This window comes from Paenibacillus dokdonensis (genome assembly GCF_004916975.1).
Classification (GTDB): Bacteria; Bacillota; Bacilli; order Paenibacillales; family Paenibacillaceae; genus Paenibacillus_AQ; species Paenibacillus_AQ dokdonensis.
In genome coordinates, this window is record NZ_STGQ01000004.1 from 1 (window position 1) to 21,549 (window position 21,549).

Consider the following 21,549-nt stretch of genomic DNA (forward strand, 5'->3'; position numbering starts at 1 on the left):
TTGCATGTATTAGGCACGCCGCCAGCGTTCGTCCTGAGCCAGGATCAAACTCTCCAAGAAAGTTGATAGCTCATTTTGAAACTGACGAGATGTAATGAAATTTTGAATTAAGCAATGCTAATCAAAATATTCATTAATGTTAATCTCATTTGTGCTCAATCATCGATTCAGACAAGAAGTCTTGAACCCGATGATCTCGCGTTTCGGCTTTGCAAGCAAAGCCTGTATCTCACTCGTTGTTCAGTTTTCAAAGATCAAATTCTTTCTCGTTTCCGCTTCAACATTTTGTATCAGCAGCAACTCTTATAATATATCACGCTGACCATCATTTCGTCAAGCACTTTTTTTCGAGCTTTTTTTCAGCTCAACTTTCGAGCTTGTCGAATCCTCAGTTTCGAAAAAATCAGAGGTTTAATGGGGCGAGTTATAATTTAACACATAAAACAACACAGAGTCAACCTTAAATTGAAAGTTACCGCAACCTCTATACGTTACCCTGAAATACCGCATCTATACATTAAAAGGGAAGGTGTCCTTCCCTTTTGTTTGTGCTGCATTTAACACGGAGCTACCCAGCGGTATATCGTATCCCTTGACTCCCATAACCGGAAAACTCCGACCACCCGACGGTTTCCTTCACTAATGATCTGTTGACCAGTTTGCGCATGACCAGAGGCAGTTCATTTCTCACCATAATCAGTTCCGGATGATGAATCAGTTCTTCAATGCTCCATGGTTTAGGTCTGCTTCTCAATATCTGCAGCAGAAGGACGGAGCATTCGGCCATTTTTGACATAACAGAGAATTCACAAGCAAGCAGCACCAGTTCGACACGCTGCTGGATGGTTTCCGTACTCTGGGTCAATTCCTCATATAGCTTATGAATAGCCGTATTCAGCTCTTTCACTTGCTCCCAAACGGCCTTATCAGGCAGGACACCACGTTCAATGAGCTCAATTCTAGCCCAGTGTTTCAACGAGTCCAGAACACATTGATATGCATCAATGACGTAGCCGGACTGCATATTGCGCTTGGCCTCAACATAAATGCAAAGGAACTGCGAAAACTCGTACAGCATTTTACGATCCCGAAGTGGTTGTTCAAATTCTATATACTCCCGGCGCAGCATAGCCAGTCTGTCACCATGGTCCTGGACAAGTTCACCTTCCATAAAACAGCGGACCAAATCCCCCTTCTCACCTGCAATAAGCCAGCATTGAAGCGATTCAGTCGTGACATGAAGCACCTGACAAGGCAGATCGCCAATCAGCGTATGCTCAACAGTCAATTCCTCTTCCTGCTCTTCATGGACAACAAGAACGATGAAATCGAAGTCATGAAGCAAAGATCCATCAAATTTATGGGCTTCCTGACGATAAACAATAGTACCTATGGCATCGACATCAACCGACTCTCCATAAAAAAAAGACAAATTGGACAAATCCATGTCTCCCTCCATGCATTCCTTGGCGAAAAGCAGCCAATTCAGTTATAATATACTTCTACATGTCCATGTAAGTTCCTTCTTTTTCGAATACAACTAATTGATGATAGGAGCTAGTAATCCATGATCTTTAAAACAGCAAAAATCAATGCCTTCCGCACTTGGGGTCTGCTGCTTACGATGATTGGCATGGGACTTATGGTCCTCGGCACGGCAGGAATTGTCTTCTGGGGACAAGCCGGAAAAATCGTAGCGGCCATTGGTCTCGTCATTGGACTCATTTCCATGATGGGCAGCCTCGGTATTTATTTTTGGGCTGGAATGCTCTCCACCAGCGTTAAATCAATCGAATGTCCGGAATGTCATAAACCGACGAAATTGCTCGGGAAGACAGACCGCTGCATGTTCTGTCGAACCATTCTGACAACAGATATTCAACAGGCGAACATTACAGATGATGAACTGGAGGAAGCCCAGAAGCTTCAGGAAACACAACCCGCTCCGCAGTCGGTAACTCATCATCACTAGGCAATCAAAAAAGAACCGGTCACCTTTTAAAGGATGACCGGTTCTTTTGTTCCGTATGAGTGCAGTATGCATTAAGATGAAATATCTTTGAGCACGTTCCAAGCTTCTTCTGTCCCAAAGCTGCGGGTCCATGCGGCAACTCCGCCCAAATTAAGCTCCTTCGCCAGCTTTACTCTTTCCTTAAGAGAAGTCTTATCTTCAATCCATATCTTCTTCACTACGCCGTCCTCGGTATACTCGACATAGTTTTGTTTAACATCCTCCAGATACTTCGGTTTCAGCTTCTTTTCGGTAAGAATATCATTTACGGTTTTCATACCAACCGCCTTCGATGAAACCTTCGTTTTCCCGTCCTTAAGTTCCTCGGACCAGATCCGGGTATACAGCGGCACAGCCAAAATGAGCTTCTCGGAAGGAACCGCATCCTCCTCCAGTATCTTGCGGACAGCTGCTTCCGACCAAGGCAGGGATGAGACGGATCCGGCTTTCGGGCTGGCTGCCCAGTGCTCATCGTATGCCATCAATACTATAAAGTCCGCCGTTTCTCCAAGCGAGCGCCGGTCCAAAAAACGCGACCACATTTCACTACCTGACTTCGGGGTAACATCGACTGATACAATCAATCCCGCGGCCCGGGCGAGCGGTTTCAGCTCACGGACAAACTGCGATACGTTTTCACCGTCTTTGGTTTTCACATTTTCAAAATCCAAATTGATGCCGTCCAAATGATACATTTTCGCGAACTGCAGCGTCTGGTTAATCGTATTTAATCTCGTTTCGTAGGTAGCCATCGCGCTTGTGGTCAGGTCAGGGTCGAAGCTGTTGTTTAAAAGCCCCCATACCTCCATCCCTCGGGCATGGGCTTTCGTGACATAGGCGGTATCCGCATTGCTGCGAACATTCCCCTCGCCATCTATGATGCTAAACCATGTAGGACTAACCACGTTTACCCCGGATAGCTTATCAATCACTGAAGGATCCGGCTTTTTCTGATAAACAGCTTCCCACGCCAAATTCACCGGCTTGCCTTTCCAGCTGCGTTCCGCCTGAGTAGGCTGCTGCGGTACTGCATCCACCGTTTTCCTTTCGCCCAGCGTCACCTTAGACTTTGGCACATAACCGGCATATCCGTTATCCATTTGTACAAAATACCATGATTCATCGGTTTCCCAGACTCTAATGGATGTGCCGCCAGGCATGTCTGCCAAAATAGGTTCATGCTTGGACGGGCCCTTGCGAAGAGATGTTTTGGAATCCGCTGCCCCGTTAACCCTGCCCATCTGTATGGTGTCTCCGGCTTTCATCAACAGCACAGCACCTGTATCCGAATCCTCGTGAATGGCTATGCCATATAGCTCCTTAAGCGGCTGAACCGGCATATACAGCAGGCTATTCTTTTCTTCTGGCGCAAACCGCAGCTGTACCTGCTTGTTATTCAATCGTGCTTCCGTCTCTCCTGTCTGCAAATGCATGACTTGCACAGGTGTCGTGAGAATCAGCGACTGTGTACCCTTTTCATAACGAATATTCGGATCTACTGCCTCCTGAAGGACAGGGAGCGGCAGCTTCAGCTGTTCACCGGAACCGGCGGCAGACTGGTCAAGCAGTTTTCCTTTTACAAAAATGGGCTTGTCCAGCCCCTTCCAATCCGGCTTCTCATGCAATGGATTCGGAAGAACCTGGGTTACTGTTATATATGCACCGGCCACGATCAAACACAATCCCAGCACGATGGCAAAACGCCTTTTTGCCGTGGAACGGTGCCTGCGTCTTCTTCTAGTCAAAAGCAAATCCTCCGTTATCGTATTGTGTCATTTTTCCTTGCGATATTTAGGATGCAAATTTTTTCGGTTCCATGCATTCTTAACTCTTAAGCAAAAAAACGCGAGGAGTCCATTACAGGAATCCGCACGTTTTATCAAAACAGACCGCATGAAACGGATGCTTTACTTATTTTTGCAACTGCTGCAAATCCCGTACAATTCCATACGCAGCCCCTGAATCTGAAAGCCCGTGCTCTTCTCAGCCGTGTGCTCCACATCCTCCAGGGAAGGATAACTGAAATCCTCAATCTTACCGCATTTCTGACAAATGACATGAAAGTGATCAGACACATTCGCATCAAAACGGCTTGAATTATCTCCATAGGTCAGCTCATGAACCATTCCGGCTTCAATCAGCATCTTCAAATTATTATATACAGTTGCTACACTCATGCTCGGAAATTTAGGCTCGAGCGCACGATAGATCTCATCCGCAGTCGGATGACTCATGGAATCCATGAGATAAGCCAGTATCGCATGACGCTGGGGCGTAATCCGAACACCACTCGTTTTCAATTGTTCCAATGCATGCTCGACTCGCGTAGCCATCTTACCCACCGCCTTATTATTTAAGCAAAATTTCTTATTACTTTATTTTACGTTCATCGTTTCAACTTTGTCAACGAAAGGCCGCCTCTTGAAAAAACTTGGAATTCGAAAAGATATCGATTCAATACTTATTCACTTTCAGATCACTGTTGCCTTCAATATGAACCGTGTATTCTCCAAGACCTATTGTACCCGTTATATTCTTTTTATCCACCGTAAATTCCGGGAATTGGTTGCGAATATCGCCATAGCTGATCGTACCGTCCAGGTTATAGCTTCCCGTTTCAGGGAGGCTGACTGTCAGCTCACCTACCGCACTATATATATCCCAGTTGCCCGCTACAAGGCTGGAACGTGCGGTTATACCGCCATTCAGTGATTCTGCCTTGAGTTCGGAACGGATCTCATCCACATAAATATTCCCGTTTTTAGTACGGGCATCAATTTTCCCCAGCGCCCGGATGATGGATAGATTCCCCACCTGGGTTGTGAGTGTAGCGGCATCTGAAATATCAACAGCTTGCATATTTCCCTGGTTCGTGTTGAGGTCAATCGATCCTATGACATTGAAGGCGCTGACTTTTCCGTTTAGCGTACTGCCTTTAATATCCCCGGATACATGATCCAGCTTCAGTTCACCACTCGCTGTCTCCATTGAAATCTGCTTAATGGCGTCCACATGCTGCAGGCTGATACTCCCATTCATGGTCCGCAAGGATAGATCGAATCGCCGATCCTCCGGCAGCGTGATCGTCAGCTCCATCCTCGGCTGTCTTTTTCCGGATTGCCCGTAGGACTTGCCTTTGGTCTGAATCGTAATCGTACTGTCACCGCTGACTTCCAGGGCTGACTCTCTTCCGATTACTTCAGCCTCCGGGCCTGTAATTTGATCGACCCAGATTTCCGCCTGCACCCCGATATCCGTCACGGGTCCGCGCTGCACGATTATATCTCCATTAATGTTGTCCACATTGATATTTTTGGTCTCCATGGTTACCGGATAGGCAATCATATCCTTGGCAACGCTGTTTCCTTCCTGCTCGCCGTAATCCACACCCGCTGCAGTCAGATTCAAGCTCACCTTATTCCATAGATGCAAATAGTGCTTCTGTTCCGTCACGATAAACACAGATGCCGACAAAACGACAGCCAGCAGGATACCGCGCAGATCGAGCTGGAAACGACGGCCCGTCCCCTTCGGCTTCCGCGACACCAGATACAGCACCACGGATTCCAATCCCCAAAGCACAGCTATGAGCGGCCACCATTTCAGCAGCAGCAGCAAATGTTCGGTACCATGCAGCGCATCATCAAGAAGAAGCACTCCTGTTGCTACAAGCAGCAGGACGGCTGTAAACCTCCCCACCCTCATTCTCCGTTTGCGATTCATGATATCCCCCCGTTCACCTTGCGAATATGATCATCCCTCTCTTGTTTAAATCTTTTCGGAACGGCGTTGTCTCCAAAGAATCCAGATTTCACGGGTTCCTGCCCAGAGACCTGCCGCAATCAATACGATGGAAACCGTGATTTTACCGTAGTGTTCCATATAAAACTGCAGCCAGCGAGGCTTTTGATAAAAAGCAAACATCATTGCTCCGCCAATGATCAGCATAATTCCAAAAAAAGCGCTCCGTTCTACAGTAAAAGGATTTCGGTATGCAGCCGGTTCTTCAATGTCTGTCTGACTGGATGTTTTTACTCTGCGATAAATGACATAATCTGCTGCTTGAAGCACATCATACACATTATAAAAATAGGCCACCGGAATAACCAAAGCCAGCAAGATCAGTAAAGGTACATTGATCTGTATGCCGATGGACGAGAAGTACAGGAGCGCCGAAGCATCCAGAAGCAAAGTAAAAATAAAAGCAATGCCTTTACGATATAAACCAAGATAAATATGACCCAGACCCGGGCATAAGGCAGCCAATAATCCGGCAGTGAATTTTCTTTTTCGGGAAAACAGACGCCGGGTGCGGACTTCAGCATCTTTCTCTCTGCGCTTGTTGTGATCACTCTTTGCCGCTTTGTCCGTTCCGCCCGTTCGTTTGACGCTGTGCATCCTCCCAGCTCCTTTCCCTCTCAAAAATGAATCGATCGGCTTACGCTTACTTTTTATATAATCTTAAATAAAATTTATTTGTCGACTTCCCCCATCTTGTATCTCTTTAAAAAGGGTTGCTTTATCTTTTCTTTAGTTCATTTTATTTAGATAGTACCCTATATGATGTGGACAATAACAGGTAAATATCTGGATGTTCGTCCTTTCCAAACAAAAAAACCCCCGATTTTCCGGGAGTTTTCGGATATCACTCTAATCGATTGAGACCATGGAAATCCCTTCAAGCTTACGGATACGGGATGTCAGCATAAGCGGGTCAAAGGCTCGTTTACTCAGTACATTCAATGATATCTCCATCGTGGTTGAAGGCGGCTGAAGCTCACCATACGCCGCGTTGCTCCGTTCATTGACTACGGCCCTTTTCACAGTGATGTCTTCCCCCTCAAGCAAGCCGGATATGGATTCCAGCAGTCCAGGAGCAGAGATCGCATAAATCGTCACCAGATGAAGCTTGCTGCCGCGAATATAACGCTGCTCTAGTTTATTGAACACAACGAGGGTGAGCAGGATCAGAAATGTCGCCGCGATGGAAGCGAAATAAAAACCTGCGCCAATGGAGAGTCCGACTGCTGCAATGACCCACACAGAAGCGGCAGTTGTCAGTCCGGTAATCGATTTCCCCGTAAACAAAATCGTCCCGGCTCCCAAAAATCCAACACCCGTAATGACGGCCGAAGCCAATCTCGCGGGATCAATACGAATGTTAACCTCATGTACAAATTCAGAAAAACCGTAAATGGACAGCATGATGATTAAAGTTGACCCCATACAAACCAAAATGTGAGTTCGGAGTCCAGCTGCATGATTGGAGCGTTCCCGCTCCAATCCTACGAGTCCGCCCAGCAAAACAGACAGCAGCAGTCGCAGCAAAATATGCACATTATCTATATACCATGGATCCGCCAAAAGCATATCTCTCCCTATTATGCAATCTGCAGCCTTAAGGCAGGGTTACTTCCATAATGAAGTGGACTTTTCCGCTTGCCTGTGAAATGTCGTGAGCTCAACGCCCGGGGCGACCTCAAACGTATCGAAAGGTATGAATCCAAATTTTAGATACAAGGCCACTGCCGGTTCATTCTTGGCACCCGTTGACACAATAAACAGCGGAATGTCGGCGTGGTCATCCAGCACATGACGAATCAGATTCCCGGCAATCCCTTTGCGGAAATGATCCGGATGAACCATCATCCGCATCAGTGTCAGTGAATCCGGCGCTTCCTTTTGAGTCGCAACTGCTCCGATGAGTTCTCCATCCTCCGTTAAACAACCATAAAAAATTTCGCCGCAATTTTTCAGCGTCTCATGGGTATCCAGCAGCGGAGGAATATCATAAAACCCGATTTTTTCAGCTTCTAACCGGTAGGCGATATGCTGCAGCCGCCAAATTTGATCCACCATGTCGTTGTCCTGCAATGAAAGCTTGGTGATCATAGGCTTCCCCCTTTTCAAGCTATACGCAGTAATTCAAAAAAAGACCATTGAACGCAAAATAACCACATATAAAAAGGGCCTGTCCGGTGGACAAGCCCCAAGACCCGTACCTCTTGCTTACTGAGCGAGCACTTCTTCCAGCAAATTGTTAACCATCGCCGGATTGGCTTTGCCTCTACTCTCTTTCATCACTTGGCCCACCAGGAATCCGATGGCTTTTTGCTTACCTGCTTTGTAATCCTCTACGGATTGCGGATTGGCAGCAACCACCTGTTCAACGATTGCTTTAATCGCACCCTCATCACTGATTTGAACCAAGCCCTTCTCCTCAACGATTTGCTGTGGAAGCTTGCCGCTTTCGAGCATTTCCTTGAAGACGGTTTTGGCAATTTTCGTGCTGATTGTTCCCTTTTCAATAAGGCCAATCATCTCACCCAGTCCCTGCCCGGTAAGTTTCACTTCCGAGAGTTCCAGGTTGCTGCTGTTCAGATAGCCGAGGAGCTCGCCCATCATCCAGTTGGATACGGTTTTAGCGTCCTTCGTATATTTCAGACTGTCCTCGAACAAATCTGCAAGTGGTTTGGAGGAAGTAATAACCTCCGCATCATAGCTTGGCAGACCGTATTCAGCGGTGTAGCGCTCTTTGCGGGCATCCGGCAGCTCGGGTATCGTCTCACGGATGCGGTCCTTCCATTCCTCATCAATGTATACCTTAACCAGATCCGGGTCCGGGAAATAGCGGTAATCATGCGCTTCTTCCTTGCCGCGCATCGAAAGAGTTTTCCCCTGCGATTCATCCCAGCGGCGTGTTTCCTGTACGACAACACCACCGTCATCCAGAATTTCAGCCTGCCGGTATTCTTCATACTCAAGGCCCTTCAGCACCCCGCGGAAGGAGTTCATGTTTTTCAGCTCGGCGCGTGTCCCTAGTTCCTTCTGTTCGTAGGGACGGATACTGATATTCGCATCGCAGCGCATGGAGCCCTCTTCCATTTTCACATCCGACACTTCACAGTACTGCATAATGGCGCGAAGCTTCTCCAAGTAAGCACGGGCTTCTTCAGGAGAAGAAATATCAGGCTCCGAGACGATTTCCACGAGTGGCGTTCCGACACGGTTAAAGTCCACTAGTGATGCATATCCTCCGTCGACATGCGTCAGCTTGCCCGCATCTTCCTCAAGATGGAGACGGGTAATACCGATCCGTTTGGTTTTACCGTCGATTTCTATGTCGATCCATCCGTTCAGCCCGATAGGCTGATCGAACTGGGAGATTTGATAAGCTTTCGGTGAATCGGGATAAAAATAGTTTTTGCGGTCAAATTTGCTGACATCTGCAATTTCGCAGTTAATGGCCATCGCTGCCTTGATCGCGTACTCCACGGCCTGTTTGTTCAGAACCGGCAAAACACCGGGATGCCCCAGGCAAATCGGACAAGTGTGAGTATTGGGCGGAGCGCCGAACTCGGTTGAACAGCCGCAAAAGATTTTGGAATGGGTGCGCAGTTCAACGTGGACTTCGAGTCCAATCACAGTTTCGTATTTTGATGATGACATGTTTTACGTTCCCTCCTTTTCCAGCCGATTCTACAGGTTTGGCCGCTGTTTATGATATTCGGTGTTTTGTTCGAAGGCCTGAGCCACGCGCAGCACCGTTGCTTCATCAAAGGCTTTGCCGATAATTTGTAATCCGACAGGAAGGCCTTCCGCAAAACCACAAGGTATGCTGATCGCCGGAACACCCGCAAGGCTTACCGGAATGGTCAAAATATCGTTCAGATACATGGTCAGCGGATCATCTACCTGCGCTCCCAGCTTAAATGCTGTTGTTGGCGCCGTTGGTCCGACGATCACATCATATTTTTCAAACACCTGATCGAAATCACGCTTGATCAGGGTGCGTGCCTTCTGAGCTTTCAGATAAAAAGCGTCATAATAGCCGGAGCTTAGAGCATAAGTGCCAAGCATAATCCGGCGTTTTACTTCAGGACCAAAACCTTGGCTGCGGGATTCGAGATACAGATCCAGCAGGTTTCCGGACTGTCCTGCACGTACGCCATAACGCACTCCGTCAAAACGTGCGAGGTTTGAGGATGCCTCGGAAGATGCCAGCAGATAGTAAGCGGCCACCGCATATTCCGTATTGGGTAGTGATACCTCTTCGATCACAGCACCCATGCCTTCCAGCACTTTCAGGGCTGCTTGTACATTCTCTTTGACAGCCGCATCGACGCCTTCTCCCATATATTCCTTAGGAACCGCAACACGCAGTCCTTTCACATCTCCGTTCAGTGCGCTCAGATAATCCGGCACTTCCACGTTGGCAGAGGTTGAGTCCATATGATCATAACCGGCAATCGCCTGCAGAACATAGGCAGCATCCTCTACATTTTTCGTAACCGGACCGATTTGATCCAGCGAAGAAGCAAATGCAACCAGACCGAAACGGGAAACTAGACCGTAGGTTGGTTTCAAGCCTACAACACCGCAGTAAGAGGCTGGCTGGCGGATGGAACCGCCGGTATCCGAACCAAGGGCAAAATAGGCCTCGCCTGCAGCTACCGAAGCCGCAGAACCGCCGCTGGAGCCGCCGGGTACACGTTCGAGATCCCATGGATTATGCACGGGATGGAAGCTTGAATTCTCGTTGGAACCACCCATTGCAAATTCGTCCATGTTCAGTTTTCCGATGGTTACTGCATCCGCATCACGGAGCTTGTGCACAACGGTAGCATCATAAACCGGGTTGAAATTGGAGAGGAATTGACTGGCACAGGTTGTGCGGATCCCCTCCGTCACGATGTTGTCCTTGATTGCGGCGGGAAGGCCGAATAACAATCCGCGCTGCTCACCAGCTGACAACTTGTCATCCAGGCGGCGTGCAGCACTTTTCGCACCCTCTTCATTCAGAGTCAGATAAGCTCCGACGCGGGCATCGCGCTCGGAAATAACACGAAATGTGTCTTCAACAAGCTCCAGTACGGATAGCTCCTTATCATGGAGCTTGCTATGTATCTCTTTCAGGTTTTGATTTAACAGGCTCAATTGCCGCTCCTCCTTTCATCTCAAAAACATTCTATTCAAGTACAGCCGGAACTTTAAATTGTCCGTCTTCTTCTTCCGGTGCGTTCGCCATAACCTTCTCGATCGGCAAACTTTCACGCTCCACGTCCTCACGCATCACATTGCTGACTGGGAGTACATGGGTTGTCGGTTCGATACCATCCGTATCAAGTTCATTCAATTTTTCGGCATATTGTAAAATAGCTTTCAGCTGCTCGGTAAACATCTGTTCTTCATCCGAACTCAAATTAAGCCGGGCAAGCTTGGCCACATGCTGAACGTCTTTATTGGTGATGCTCATAATTCTAATTCCTCCTTATTCCTTCTTATGTTTAAAGGATTAAAGCCTCAGGATAACGTTTCTAATTATATTGTAGAACCTGTGACAATTCAATCCATGGCTGCAAGCTTACAAATAACAAAAAAGAGCCGGCGCTAGGCCGACTCTTCTAAATCCAGGCTCGCAAATTAACTTGCTTGATAAATTCCGCCTGTGAAAGCACCTCAGGTGCAATCTCTTCTTCTTCCTGCTCGAGTTCACCGTTCATAACTTGATGAAACAGCTTCTCGTTATATGTCGCAAGGGCGTAATCGATCAGCGCTTCCCGCGTGGTCATCTCCACTTCATGTTGAATGAGCAGCTCTTCCGGCTGTACATCATCCGCTGGCACGAAAAAGTTCCGGTTAATCTTAGGTATCCGGATCACATAATCAAACGCATTATCCGGATTCCGGTCATAGGCAATCAGATAACCGTATTCCCCTATAGGAAGGTTCTGCTCAAAGGCGTCCGAGACGATTACAATCTTTTCCCCTAGTTGCAGCATCGTCAACCTCCTAGATGTCTGTCATTGTCTGTATAGTCTACTAAAAAAAAATAGGCCTGTCTACGGAAACACATAGAAAACTAAGCAAAAAGACACAAATCCATGATCCCGGTACCTAGAATTTGATAGATCCGGAAAAATCAGAATATGTCGCAAATAAAAAAAACGCCACAGTGGAGCAATAGAATAAAAAGAACGCAAACCGGGATTCATCCACAGCTTGCGTGCTTCGCGAAAGTAAATGTAGCATTAAATTAGCATTATTGTATCAAGGCTGTTACCGCTTGTCCATCCTTTTTTCCCGATTTCTGTCGAGAAAACAAATCATTACGGGGATTCACTCAGGAAATATAAGGATTATGGACACGTTCATATCCGATTGTGGTCTTTGGACCATGCCCTGGGTACACCTTAACCTCATCCTTAAAAGTAAAGAGCTTGTTCTGAATAGAATCAAGCAGATCACGCTCTCTTCCTCCGTAGAGATCTGTTCTGCCGACGCCTAGTTTAAACAAGACATCGCCCGAGAAAAGATCATCCCCACAAAGGAAGCTGACACTACCCGGCGAATGGCCAGGGGTGTGATATACCGTAAAGGTATGGCCGATAAGCTCCAGCTTCTGCCCTTCATCGAGACTGTACTCGGCAGGAGCTGTCATGAGCGGAGGAGAAGCCTGCGGCCAATTCTGCGATCCGTTCAGCTTCGGGTTTTCAAGCCAATCCGCTTCAAGATCATGCAGATAGACCGGACAGTTCTTCAGCTTCCGAATTTCATCCACGCCCCCCATATGGTCGAAATGGGCATGGGTCAGCAGGATGGCTTCAATCTCAAGCGGCTGTATTTTTTTGATCAGGGAACCGGGATTCATCCCCGGATCAATAATCACCGCACGGCCGGGGTCCGCTCCTGTAAGCAGGTAAGCATTCGTCTGGAGTGGGCCAAGACAGAAGGTTTGTATATTCAGCATAAACGATCAAAATCCCGAAATCAGTTCACGCAGTTCCTTGATGATAACGGCATGATGATCGGTTCCTTCCCCATAAGCTGCAATCAGTTCCTTCCGGCATACGGCCATCTTCTCCTGGTAATCTGAAGCCTCACGGTCGGGATTCTCCTGCTTGAACCGGACCATAATCTGCTGGACATGGTCTGGACGCGGTCCCCACTTGCCAAGCACATAGCCGCCTGTGTCCGTAAAAATCACCACAGGCACGCTGCGGCCGCCCATGGTCAGGAACTGGTCCATCACATCGAAGTTTTCTTCAAGGATCAATACCTCGGTTGGAATTTCAGCGGTCTCCAGCGCGTGGAATACAACCGGCACATTACGGACCACATCGCCGCACCAGTCAGCGGCCAGTAGCAGCACGCGCAAATCGTCTCTGAACTTTAAGCTTTCAAAAAACTCGCGGTCGCTTTCATTTTCCCATGTAAACTGTTCATACCCGGACTTGAACTCATCCTGGTTCTTCTGCATTCCGTCCATAAACTGCTGCGGGGAAATCCCCGTATCCAGCTTGTCTGCCAAATTTACTGCCATTTATTTCGTCCCCTTTCTGGATCTTGCTTTCACCATTTTGATTACAAAATAAATAATTAAAAGCGCAAGCGCAATGAGTAATATCGGAGTGATATAGGGTCCTGCCTTTTCATCCACATGCTCCCACTGATCACCCAGAATATAGCCAAGATATACAAACAATACGGACCAAGGAATAATTGCGAGTGTCGTAAGCGTAATAAACCGCCATACGTTCATCTTGGATATTCCAGCCGGGATCGAAATGGCATGACGGACTACCGGAATAAACCGCGCAGTGAAAATCACGCCCGTACCGTATTTGTTAAACCACTCTTCCGCATAATCGATATGCTTCTTATGAATAAAAATGTATTTTCCGTACTTCTCAAGCACAGGTCTGCCGCCATAGCGACCAATCCAATAGACGAACAGCTGCGCAATTACGCCGCCTACGATTCCGAACAACACGGCGCCCAAAAAGTTGATATGCCCGGAGGATACCAAGAAACCCCCATAAGCCAGTACAATTTCGCTGGGAATAACTTCAATCATCAAGCCCAGCATGATTCCGAAATAACCCAGACTTTGAATCCAATGAAACAATTGACTGATGATATCCGATATAAAATGCACCCTGGCCCCTCTTTCTGTATGTACTTTTTCGTTCCTATCCAAAATCTATTCTAGCACAGGAGCGGACATGACTTCTACTTGCGCCCAATTGCTCAGGGCGGGTGTCCTCATCAGAGCCTCAAGCATATGGTGTGGAATAAAGGAGGTCGTTCAAATGCCGCCGATTTCACAGAAAAAACAAGCCCCGCTGCCCTCGGCCCGCGGCATACGCAGAGCCTGCAATAAAGAACTCTACCGTACGGTCAAACGGCTAAAGGTCTATATCCCAGACGAGTCTGTCCGTGAAGGAGAATCGCTCTACTACCGGAAAGTCATTGAAAATCTGATCTGGATCCATGAAAACCGCAGCAACCGAAAACTGCTTTGCGATTGGTGGGTTAAAGCCGTTCTCGCCGAGCTAGCCGAGCTTTGGAAGGTAGAGGAAGCTCATTTGGGAAAGGCTTTTCGAGAAGCCTTTGGCGGGTGAGTATGATTCGGGCAGCACAGAATGAAAATATTATCCGGGGAGCAGCCGAAAGCCCCATATTACAGAAGCCTCTATGGGATTGGATCAGGGATCGATTGTTCAAGGCGTGCCAGCTGGCTGCCCCACTCTTTCGCCTCGCGGGTCAAGCGGAAATCGCGGTCATTGCGTAAGAGCGCCCCGCGATGATCTGAGGCCCTGTGGGCATATTCGTTATAGAGCGCAAGCCCGGCCTGCACGATCCTGCGTGCTTCCTTCACGTTGCCGGCCGAAAGCTTGCTCTTGGCGAGCCTCAGCAGCCGCTCCAGGCTTTTCGTCTGCTCGCCCGCGTTGTACTTGTCCCGGCTGAAGCCCGCCTCGGTCCAGTACGCCGCGGCGCGGGCATCCCCCCGTTTGACTGCATTGTCCGCGAGCGCAAAGATCAAAGCGGGATGCCCCGGCGTGTAGGACAGGCTGCGCTGCAGGATCATCTCAGCAGCCGTTGGAGACAACCTCCGGGCCAAATCAAGCGCAGTACCGGCATCCGCCGGATTCCATCGGAGTGAGGATTGTAGAAGTATTACAGCTTCTGCCCTCGATGGCTCATAGAGCGCCTCCTGATACAGCCGATATCCTACTTCTCCCCGCAGGGCAAGGAACACACCTCCTCCGCTTATACCGAGCCAAAACAAAATCAGCAATCTACGCGAAACTGGACCCATTCTGAACGCGAAGCCGAAATGGTGTTTTACAGCTGACACTTCCCTGCCCGTTTGTACTTGTAAAGCCTGATCAGGCTCCACTGCGCTAAATGATTGTCCCCATGCCACAAGCAGAAACATCAAAAGCCATACAAGGCCGAAGCTCCAATCAATATCCGCAGCACTGTGCATGACAAATACAGCAAATACCGGCAGAAGCTCGCGCCGGCTGCGGTACAGAAGCCACCCTGCCGCGCCAAGCAGCATAAACAGAAATGCCGTTCCGATGATACCTGTATTCAGCAGCATGTCGAGATAGCCACTGTGCACCTGGCTGCCTACATAGGGATTCGACTGCACGGCGCGATAGGAAAGCCGCCATGTCTCTCCGCCATGTCCAAACCAGGGCGAGTGCCAGAACAGCCGCCAAGCGTCGCGGTATATGGCGCCCCGCGCGGAGACCGTGCTGAAGTTTCTGACGATGCGCTCCTGCGCCGCCAGAAACACCGCGGCCGCACCTACGGCCGCAAGGATGCCGCCTGCCGCCCAAGCCAGGCGGCGAAGCCCCGCCGCCACGCTGCTTTGCGCGAGGCGGTAAAGCACCAGGCCGGCCAGCATGCTGCCGGCCCACACCACGGCCAGCGTGAGCAGGCCAGGCCAAGGCTGCGGTGCCAGCATGGCGGATGCCAGCTGGCGGTACAGCAGCGCCGCGCCGGCTAGGGGCGCGGCCGCAAGGAGCAGCGGCGCCAGGCTGCGCCGCCGCTCCAGGACCAGGCCGGCGGCCATGGCTAAGCCGGCCGCGAGCCAAGCGCCGCGCGACTCGCTGAGGAGGAGCGCGGCGGCATAGGGGAGCAGCGGGAGTGCGCCCCGCAGCAAACGGTTCATTCCGGCTGGTTCCTTAAGCCGGAATGAACCGGGCATCGCAAATAGCCGCTCCAGCAGGAAAGCGGCCATCAGCATGCCAAACGTGTTTGGATATTCGAGAAGACCGGCGAGCCTTGCCCCCGTGGCACTAATCCCCGGGTTTGCCGTATACGCAATGGCGTACGGCAGATGAAGAATGCCATAGACAGACAGCAGCGCCGAGACACACAGCAGTCCTCCTGCTGTATGCCAAGCCGCTGCCAAAACAGCTCTACCTCCTTGCCGCCGCGCAATGACAAATGCAGATACAGCAAAAAGACCGTAGAGCCCCCATCTCAGCAGCTGGTTTACACTCCCCTGAACGGATAGTGATCCCAGCAACCAGTGTACGGCATAGACGGTCATCAGCAAAAAAGGACTAACCAGCAGCATGAACTCGGGTAAAGAGAATGTGGCTTCCGGAAAAACCCTTTTCTCTGAACGTATAATAACACGCAGCATCAGAGCAAAGGTACCCATAAGGAAGCAAAGCAGACCGAATCCGATCCAAACCGGATACATATCCACCGTAAAATAAAAGCCGGATTTCAGACAAGAAACCAGTAGCGCAGCAATGAGTGCGGCCTCTCCCATTCTCTGAACCCAACGTTTCACGCTCTGCCTCCTATCATCTTAAAATCATTCCGAATCGGCGGGCAGCAGATCCGCACATGCTTTTTCCAGATACGGTTTAGCGTTCAAGAAATCACGGAACTCTGTATACTCGCGCCATAACTCCTCTTTGCGGCCGCTTTGTCCTTTGACCGCCCTGATGAGAATATTTTTCGGAGTATGCTCCAGATCAATAAACTCAAGCAGCTGGGTTTTGTATCCGAGAATGTCCAGCAGCTTGGCACGGATGCCGTCCGTTGCCAGCGCAGAAAAGCGCTCCTTCAATATGCCATGAGACAGCAGCGGCTCCATTACCGGACTATCGATCTGAGCGAACAGCTCATGCTGGCAGCAGGGAACCGAGAGAATAACGGAGGCGTCCCAGCGTATCGCTTTCTCCAAGGCAGCGTCCGTAGCCGTATCGCAGGCATGCAGCGTGACAACCATATCAACCTGTTCCAGTTCGTTGTAGTCGGCAATATCCCCGACAAGAAAGCGGAGGTTGCTGTAATTCAGCCTGTCGGCCAGTTGATTGCAGTGTTCGATGACATCTGCTTTAAGATCCAGTCCCACAACGTTCAGCGTTCTGCGTTCCTGAATGGTCAAGTAATGATACAGCGCAAAGGTCAGATAGGATTTCCCGCAGCCGAAGTCGACAATCGTGATTGGCCGGCCTTCCGGCAATGAAGGAAGTACATCCTCCACCATCTCAAGGAAACGGTTGATCTGTTTGAACTTGTCATATTTTCGTGCAAGCACCTTGCCCTGCTCATTCATGATGCCCAGCTCGACAAGGAATGATATGGGATGACCTTCCTCCAAGACATACTGCTTTTTGCGGTTATGCGCCAGATCCGTACTTGTTTTGGAAGGTGATTTGGTGAGAATAGACACTTTATATTTCTTGCTGATCAGAATTTGATAGTCAGCATCCGGTGTGCAGATCATTCCCTGGCGGAAGGTTTGCTCGAACAGCTGCATAATCGCTTCTTCCGCTTCCTCCGCCGGAATATTTTGATGGACAACCTTATTCGGATGAACATATGCGAACTGGTAATGTATTTTTTTCTTCAGCTCCACAGGTTTGATTTGAACCTTGGTATAAGGCACGCCTTCCCGCTTGCGAAGCTGGCTGAGTGTTGCCGTAATCAATGTTGTTTCTTCCGTTATGTCATGGATGAGTTTGCGTAAAGATTCCAAGAGAGTACATCTCACTTTCTCATATATTCAAGGCGAAGCTAACCCTTCACTTTCCGCTGCAGCTCTTCCACGCCTTCTTCCACCTCAGTGCGGGGAAGGCCGCCTGCCTTAAGTTCGTCATCGCTTCGCATTAGAAGTCTTTGATAGAAGGTCAAGCCCTCTTCTTCAGTCATTTCATGTTGGTCCAAAAGACGGAATAATGCATTCTCCGCTTCATCGTAATGTCCCTGTTCCTCTTCATAGCCTAGCAGCAGTTTGTCCGTTTTTGCCGGAAGCCTGTAGCCTTTAAGCTGTTCCTTCAAATCGGTCACGCGATCCGGCAGCTTCAACATCGAATGGTCGGCACCATGAAGATCGGCATAAAGATACAGATGCAGCGACTTCATCAATCGCGTCAGTCCTTCATCCTTGTAGCCCATATCAAGGTACACGCCGCCTTCTTCTTCAAGAAGTCTTGCGATGCTCTGCAGTTTGTCAGCCTCGATTGCGCCGCCCAGACGAAACATATCTATCATATCCTCGACGGACAGGGAATTCAAAAGCTTGGAGTTCAGACGGAAATCTTTGCTTAGCAGATCATCGATTTCCCATAAAGCCTCAGCGTATTTTTTCTGCTGCTTCAGTCCGAATACCTTCCCCACCATTTCAACCATGTCTTCCACCATCTGCAGTATATAGTCTTTCCGGAACATAATGCGTCTCAGTCCTCTCCCATGCAAAATGCTGTGAATCATTCAGGTAGGGCTATTGTTCTAACTGATTGTAAGCCATTCGGCAGGCCAAAGCCAGCGGAACCATTGCAATGCAGAGAGAAAGGCTATCAACACCTTCTAAGTTCGTCCGGATTTTAAAATATAATTAAAAGCCGGATACCCTGTTGTCGGGCCTCCGGCTGCTAATTAACATCATGAACTTCTAATCGGGTAAAACATCTTTATTGAAGCTTATTCTTTTCCGCCTTCATTCAGCGACTGTTCCAAAAAACGCTTCATCACTTTGACCAGCTCTTCCGGAGCTTCCATCATGCTCATGTGGCCAGCTCCCGGAATAGTTGCCTTCGTGATATTCGGGTGATCCGCTGTAAATACTTTCTCTGCCGGGATCACCTGATCCTTTTCCCCGGCTACCAGCAGTGCAGGAAGCGTAGATGCGGAGATCACATCTCTGCGGTCCGGACGCTCCCGCATGGCCAAAGCCACACCTGCTGCCCCTTGCGGAGGAGTTCTATATCCAATCTCCTTCGACTTTATGATCATGTCCTGGTGAGATTCAACATTTTCCGGTGCGAACAATCCAGGAACCAAACCGTCGATAAATGTAGTAATTCCCTCGGATTGGATCGTGCTCACTGCCTTCAGACGCTTTTCCTTGCCAGCCTCGTCATCCGGATAGCCTGTGGAATGAATAAGACCAAAGCCATTCAACCGGGATGCGTAGCGCTGCGTAAAGGAAAGCGTTACATAGCCGCCCATGGAATGACCGATCAAGGTAACCTTCGGCAGATTGAGCTCATCCAAGAGCTTAAGGACATCATCTGCCATCTGTTCGATGGAATAAGCTCCAAGCGGCGCATCCGAAGAACCATGTCCACGTAAGTCAGGCACGATGCAGCGGTAGCTGCCAGACAAGAGCGGTACCACCTTATCCCAATACTCGGAGCTGCCGCAAAAGCCGTGGAGAAGTACGATTGGTTCACCCTCTCCATGTTCGGAATAACAAAGCGTGTATCCGTCGCAAACTAATTTTTCCATGATGATATCCTTCTTTCTTTATATCGAATTGAATTTTTCACAGCATTATTCTTATTCTGGTTTACTGCATGATCTCAATTATGTATATTATTAATCCAAAGGCCGGCCGTTGAAACGTAAAGCCTGAACTTGGGAATGAATACCGAACGCATCCGCGGCTGATGAGGCTATTTGCCCGGCCATGGTCATCACATGAAAAAGTGACGTCATTTGAAGTGTGGCATAAGGCTTGGGACCTTTGACATTCACAACTGCGGCGACACTGTAATGTCCAACCGCCGGCAGCGCATACCCTACCGATTGGGCAGGAAATAGCGGCTCATCCGAGACCAGAAAACTCCCCACAGACAGTGACTGCCCCAGGCAGGCGTCTACAGCGATGACAATATGATTCTCGGGGATGGCCGCGATGCAGGCTTCCAGGCTGGATGCATCACATGGTGAGGATAAGGTGCCCACGACATGTGGAAAACCATAGGCTCGTAACTCGCTGCCCGTTAACGGTCCCAATGCATCTCCAGTTGAGCGGTCCGTTCCGATACATAAAAAGGTGATTTGATCCAGTTCATAGCGACTGTGAATCTCCACAAAAAAATCACGGAGCCCATCAGCATGAATTCTTTTGCAGCTTCCGCCTTTTCCCCTGATCAGATGAGGATCTTGAATAGACATGGCTAACGGCCCTCCTTTGCTGCCTTCCGCAGCCGTTTTCTTTTGATTTTACTGCAAAAATGATTGTAAGAAAAATCATTTTCCTGTATTGAGAGAAAAGACATGCTACAATGATTACAACTTGTTTCAAGAATAGAATCTGGAAAGGATGAAGCATCTCCATGGACTTGTCCCAAAAAAATGCTGAAAATATTGAATATATGATTGAACAGATTAAAGCCAAGCTGAGAATGGCCAGTGGCGCAGCGATGAATGCCTCTGCGTTCTCGATTGATCAGTATGAGGATATCCGCGATGTGTATGAACTCGTGATGAATAAATCAAATCTGAGCATTTCGGAAGTAGAAGCTCTGGTTTCAGAGCTTGGCCGGCTTCGCAGCAAGTAAAACTGCTGGCATATCACAACCCAAAAGCCCCCTGGTATCCTTTCGTCCGTAAATTTACGAATGATGGAATATCAGGGGGCTTTTCATTATGGCGTCTCATCCTAGGGGATATCCACGAGCACAAATTCCGCGTCACCTTCACTGCTTGTACCTTTGATATGAAGGTCGCAGTTGTTGCGAATACGTGCCGCGTCTCCCGGTTCGAGTTGGAATGTTCCATCATTGCAGCCTATTTCAAGATTGCCGGTAATGAGGAACAAATAAGTCCTTCTTTCATCCTTTTGCTCAAAAACGATTTCCTTCCCTGTTTCCAGGATGGGAATATAGAGTGATATATCCGATTGGATTTGCAGTCGCTCTTCTCCACTTTGTTCATTCATTTTGCCGGTCACTACAGGTTCAAGCTTGTTAAGCCGCTCCTCTCTGGAGAATGAACGGGATTTCCATGTCGGCTCCATGCCTGGCTCCGTTGGTAAAAACCACATCTGCATAAAGCGTACTGGTTCATCCTCAGAGGGGTTCGTCTCCGAGTGGTTAATTCCCGTTCCTGCGCTCATCACTTGCACGGTACCTGCAGGAAGCTGGGTAACGTTGCCCAAATTATCATTATGCTCAAGCGTACCCGAAATTACATAACTGATAATCTCCAAATCATGATGAGGATGTTTCTTAAAGCCTTGTTTCGGACTTAACTGGTTATCATTATGTGCGAGCAGACAGCCAAAATGCGCATTGCTCGGATCATCATAGTCTGCAAAAGAAAAGCTGAATTCGCTATGGATCCACTCTTTCTCCGAGGTATGTCGTTCCGCTGAAGTCACTACTTTAATCATTTTGCATCCACCTCCATGAACAACTGTTTTTGGAAAGCTTGATCTTGAATATGTAATTCTTACCCCCAACCTCAAAGCCTCAATCATTCCTGCAATCAAA

Annotated in this window: 23 protein-coding genes and 1 rRNA gene; 3 read left to right on the forward strand and 21 right to left on the reverse strand. The window is 48.7% G+C overall.

Going from position 1 to position 21,549, the window contains the following annotated elements; translation table 11 throughout:
- Nucleotides 1-60, reverse strand: a 16S ribosomal RNA gene (locus tag E6W40_RS28235); the annotation flags it as partial.
- Nucleotides 61-568: 508 nt separating this feature from the next.
- On the reverse strand, nt 569-1,447 hold the full coding sequence (locus E6W40_RS28240) for a nucleotidyltransferase-like protein (RefSeq protein ID WP_168929089.1): 879 nt from the start codon (nt 1,445-1,447) through the stop codon (nt 569-571).
- Nucleotides 1,448-1,567: 120 nt separating this feature from the next.
- Here E6W40_RS28240 and E6W40_RS28245 point away from each other — a divergent pair, with 120 nt between their 5' ends.
- A complete protein-coding gene (locus tag E6W40_RS28245) occupies nt 1,568-1,972 on the forward strand; it encodes a YgzB family protein (protein WP_136608957.1) in 405 nt (134 codons plus the stop codon).
- A gap of 71 nt (nt 1,973-2,043) precedes the next feature.
- On the opposite strand, the gene E6W40_RS28250 is transcribed toward E6W40_RS28245, so the two are convergent.
- The 13 genes from E6W40_RS28250 to uptA all read right to left on the reverse strand — a co-directional run bounded on the left by E6W40_RS28250 (nt 2,044) and on the right by uptA (nt 13,949).
- Nucleotides 2,044-3,756 (reverse strand): glycosyl hydrolase family 18 protein, encoded by a 1,713-nt coding sequence (locus E6W40_RS28250; RefSeq protein WP_246073240.1) that lies wholly within the window; start codon nt 3,754-3,756, stop codon nt 2,044-2,046.
- A gap of 162 nt (nt 3,757-3,918) precedes the next feature.
- Nucleotides 3,919-4,344 (reverse strand): Fur family transcriptional regulator, encoded by a 426-nt coding sequence (locus tag E6W40_RS28255; protein WP_136608958.1) that lies wholly within the window; start codon nt 4,342-4,344, stop codon nt 3,919-3,921.
- A gap of 121 nt (nt 4,345-4,465) precedes the next feature.
- Nucleotides 4,466-5,734: a DUF4097 family beta strand repeat-containing protein gene (locus tag E6W40_RS28260; RefSeq protein ID WP_136608959.1), complete on the reverse strand. Its 1,269-nt coding sequence runs from the start codon at nt 5,732-5,734 to the stop codon at nt 4,466-4,468.
- 45 nt (nt 5,735-5,779) lie between these two features.
- Nucleotides 5,780-6,409 carry a hypothetical protein gene (locus tag E6W40_RS28265; protein WP_136608960.1) on the reverse strand — a complete coding sequence of 210 codons (630 nt, stop codon included), beginning with the start codon at nt 6,407-6,409 and terminating at the stop codon, nt 5,780-5,782.
- 252 nt (nt 6,410-6,661) lie between these two features.
- Nucleotides 6,662-7,375 carry an MgtC/SapB family protein gene (locus tag E6W40_RS28270; RefSeq protein WP_136608961.1) on the reverse strand — a complete coding sequence of 238 codons (714 nt, stop codon included), beginning with the start codon at nt 7,373-7,375 and terminating at the stop codon, nt 6,662-6,664.
- Between the two features lie 45 nt (nt 7,376-7,420).
- Nucleotides 7,421-7,903, reverse strand: a complete 483-nt coding sequence (locus E6W40_RS28275; protein WP_136608962.1) for a GNAT family N-acetyltransferase — start codon at nt 7,901-7,903, stop codon at nt 7,421-7,423.
- 117 nt (nt 7,904-8,020) lie between these two features.
- Nucleotides 8,021-9,460 carry an Asp-tRNA(Asn)/Glu-tRNA(Gln) amidotransferase subunit GatB gene (gatB, locus tag E6W40_RS28280; protein ID WP_136608963.1) on the reverse strand — a complete coding sequence of 480 codons (1,440 nt, stop codon included), beginning with the start codon at nt 9,458-9,460 and terminating at the stop codon, nt 8,021-8,023.
- 30 nt (nt 9,461-9,490) lie between these two features.
- Nucleotides 9,491-10,948 (reverse strand): Asp-tRNA(Asn)/Glu-tRNA(Gln) amidotransferase subunit GatA, encoded by a 1,458-nt coding sequence (gene gatA / locus E6W40_RS28285; protein WP_136608964.1) that lies wholly within the window; start codon nt 10,946-10,948, stop codon nt 9,491-9,493.
- 31 nt (nt 10,949-10,979) lie between these two features.
- Nucleotides 10,980-11,267, reverse strand: coding sequence for an Asp-tRNA(Asn)/Glu-tRNA(Gln) amidotransferase subunit GatC (gatC, locus tag E6W40_RS28290; protein ID WP_136608965.1), 288 nt, complete (start codon nt 11,265-11,267; stop codon nt 10,980-10,982).
- A 148-nt stretch (nt 11,268-11,415) separates the two neighbouring features.
- Nucleotides 11,416-11,793, reverse strand: coding sequence for a protein kinase family protein (locus E6W40_RS28295; RefSeq protein ID WP_136608966.1), 378 nt, complete (start codon nt 11,791-11,793; stop codon nt 11,416-11,418).
- Nucleotides 11,794-12,134: 341 nt separating this feature from the next.
- Nucleotides 12,135-12,761 carry an MBL fold metallo-hydrolase gene (locus tag E6W40_RS28300; protein WP_136608967.1) on the reverse strand — a complete coding sequence of 209 codons (627 nt, stop codon included), beginning with the start codon at nt 12,759-12,761 and terminating at the stop codon, nt 12,135-12,137.
- Nucleotides 12,762-12,767: 6 nt separating this feature from the next.
- Nucleotides 12,768-13,334: a thioredoxin family protein gene (locus E6W40_RS28305; RefSeq protein ID WP_136608968.1), complete on the reverse strand. Its 567-nt coding sequence runs from the start codon at nt 13,332-13,334 to the stop codon at nt 12,768-12,770.
- Nucleotides 13,335-13,949, reverse strand: coding sequence for an undecaprenyl phosphate transporter UptA (uptA, locus tag E6W40_RS28310; protein ID WP_136608969.1), 615 nt, complete (start codon nt 13,947-13,949; stop codon nt 13,335-13,337).
- A gap of 154 nt (nt 13,950-14,103) precedes the next feature.
- On the opposite strand from uptA, the gene E6W40_RS28315 reads away from it, so the two are divergent.
- Entirely contained in the window at nt 14,104-14,415 is a 312-nt protein-coding gene (locus tag E6W40_RS28315) for a hypothetical protein (protein ID WP_136608970.1), read from the forward strand.
- A 71-nt stretch (nt 14,416-14,486) separates the two neighbouring features.
- Here E6W40_RS28315 and E6W40_RS28320 read toward each other — a convergent pair whose 3' ends face one another.
- The 5 genes from E6W40_RS28320 to yyaC all read right to left on the reverse strand — a co-directional run bounded on the left by E6W40_RS28320 (nt 14,487) and on the right by yyaC (nt 20,230).
- Nucleotides 14,487-16,610, reverse strand: a complete 2,124-nt coding sequence (locus E6W40_RS28320) for an O-antigen ligase family protein (RefSeq protein ID WP_136608971.1) — start codon at nt 16,608-16,610, stop codon at nt 14,487-14,489.
- 24 nt (nt 16,611-16,634) lie between these two features.
- Nucleotides 16,635-17,807, reverse strand: coding sequence for a class I SAM-dependent methyltransferase (locus tag E6W40_RS28325; protein ID WP_136608972.1), 1,173 nt, complete (start codon nt 17,805-17,807; stop codon nt 16,635-16,637).
- A gap of 38 nt (nt 17,808-17,845) precedes the next feature.
- The gene (locus E6W40_RS28330; protein WP_136609066.1) at nt 17,846-18,499 is read right to left on the reverse strand and encodes a DUF6483 family protein; all 654 of its coding nucleotides are present in this window, start codon (nt 18,497-18,499) and stop codon (nt 17,846-17,848) included.
- Nucleotides 18,500-18,751: 252 nt separating this feature from the next.
- Nucleotides 18,752-19,558: an alpha/beta fold hydrolase gene (locus E6W40_RS28335; protein ID WP_136608973.1), complete on the reverse strand. Its 807-nt coding sequence runs from the start codon at nt 19,556-19,558 to the stop codon at nt 18,752-18,754.
- Between the two features lie 90 nt (nt 19,559-19,648).
- On the reverse strand, nt 19,649-20,230 hold the full coding sequence (yyaC, locus tag E6W40_RS28340; protein ID WP_136608974.1) for a spore protease YyaC: 582 nt from the start codon (nt 20,228-20,230) through the stop codon (nt 19,649-19,651).
- Between the two features lie 161 nt (nt 20,231-20,391).
- Between yyaC and E6W40_RS28345 the strand changes: the two genes are divergently transcribed.
- Nucleotides 20,392-20,616 (forward strand): DUF1128 domain-containing protein, encoded by a 225-nt coding sequence (locus E6W40_RS28345; RefSeq protein ID WP_136608975.1) that lies wholly within the window; start codon nt 20,392-20,394, stop codon nt 20,614-20,616.
- Between the two features lie 101 nt (nt 20,617-20,717).
- Here the strand turns inward: E6W40_RS28345 and E6W40_RS28350 are convergent, their stop codons facing one another.
- Nucleotides 20,718-21,449: a pirin family protein gene (locus E6W40_RS28350; protein ID WP_136608976.1), complete on the reverse strand. Its 732-nt coding sequence runs from the start codon at nt 21,447-21,449 to the stop codon at nt 20,718-20,720.
- Between the last annotated feature and the right edge of the window lie 100 nt (nt 21,450-21,549).

What these genes read in the sequence shown, in the direction of transcription:
- E6W40_RS28245 (WP_136608957.1), top strand. Translation starts at nt 1,568, where the DNA reads ATGATCTTTAAAACAGCAAAAATCAATGCCTTCCGCACTTGGGGTCTG.
- E6W40_RS28305 (WP_136608968.1), bottom strand. Translation starts at nt 13,334, where the DNA reads ATGGCAGTAAATTTGGCAGACAAGCTGGATACGGGGATTTCCCCGCAG.
- E6W40_RS28330 (WP_136609066.1), bottom strand. Translation starts at nt 18,499, where the DNA reads ATGTTCCGGAAAGACTATATACTGCAGATGGTGGAAGACATGGTTGAA.
- E6W40_RS28275 (WP_136608962.1), bottom strand. Translation starts at nt 7,903, where the DNA reads ATGATCACCAAGCTTTCATTGCAGGACAACGACATGGTGGATCAAATT.
- E6W40_RS28295 (WP_136608966.1), bottom strand. Translation starts at nt 11,793, where the DNA reads ATGCTGCAACTAGGGGAAAAGATTGTAATCGTCTCGGACGCCTTTGAG.
- yyaC (WP_136608974.1), bottom strand. Translation starts at nt 20,230, where the DNA reads ATGTCTATTCAAGATCCTCATCTGATCAGGGGAAAAGGCGGAAGCTGC.
- E6W40_RS28300 (WP_136608967.1), bottom strand. Translation starts at nt 12,761, where the DNA reads ATGCTGAATATACAAACCTTCTGTCTTGGCCCACTCCAGACGAATGCT.
- gatB (WP_136608963.1), bottom strand. Translation starts at nt 9,460, where the DNA reads ATGTCATCATCAAAATACGAAACTGTGATTGGACTCGAAGTCCACGTT.
- E6W40_RS28240 (WP_168929089.1), bottom strand. Translation starts at nt 1,447, where the DNA reads ATGGATTTGTCCAATTTGTCTTTTTTTTATGGAGAGTCGGTTGATGTC.
- E6W40_RS28260 (WP_136608959.1), bottom strand. Translation starts at nt 5,734, where the DNA reads ATGAATCGCAAACGGAGAATGAGGGTGGGGAGGTTTACAGCCGTCCTG.
- E6W40_RS28335 (WP_136608973.1), bottom strand. Translation starts at nt 19,558, where the DNA reads ATGGAAAAATTAGTTTGCGACGGATACACGCTTTGTTATTCCGAACAT.
- E6W40_RS28315 (WP_136608970.1), top strand. Translation starts at nt 14,104, where the DNA reads ATGCCGCCGATTTCACAGAAAAAACAAGCCCCGCTGCCCTCGGCCCGC.
- E6W40_RS28350 (WP_136608976.1), bottom strand. Translation starts at nt 21,449, where the DNA reads ATGATTAAAGTAGTGACTTCAGCGGAACGACATACCTCGGAGAAAGAG.
- E6W40_RS28255 (WP_136608958.1), bottom strand. Translation starts at nt 4,344, where the DNA reads ATGGCTACGCGAGTCGAGCATGCATTGGAACAATTGAAAACGAGTGGT.
- E6W40_RS28265 (WP_136608960.1), bottom strand. Translation starts at nt 6,409, where the DNA reads ATGCACAGCGTCAAACGAACGGGCGGAACGGACAAAGCGGCAAAGAGT.
- E6W40_RS28345 (WP_136608975.1), top strand. Translation starts at nt 20,392, where the DNA reads ATGGACTTGTCCCAAAAAAATGCTGAAAATATTGAATATATGATTGAA.
- gatC (WP_136608965.1), bottom strand. Translation starts at nt 11,267, where the DNA reads ATGAGCATCACCAATAAAGACGTTCAGCATGTGGCCAAGCTTGCCCGG.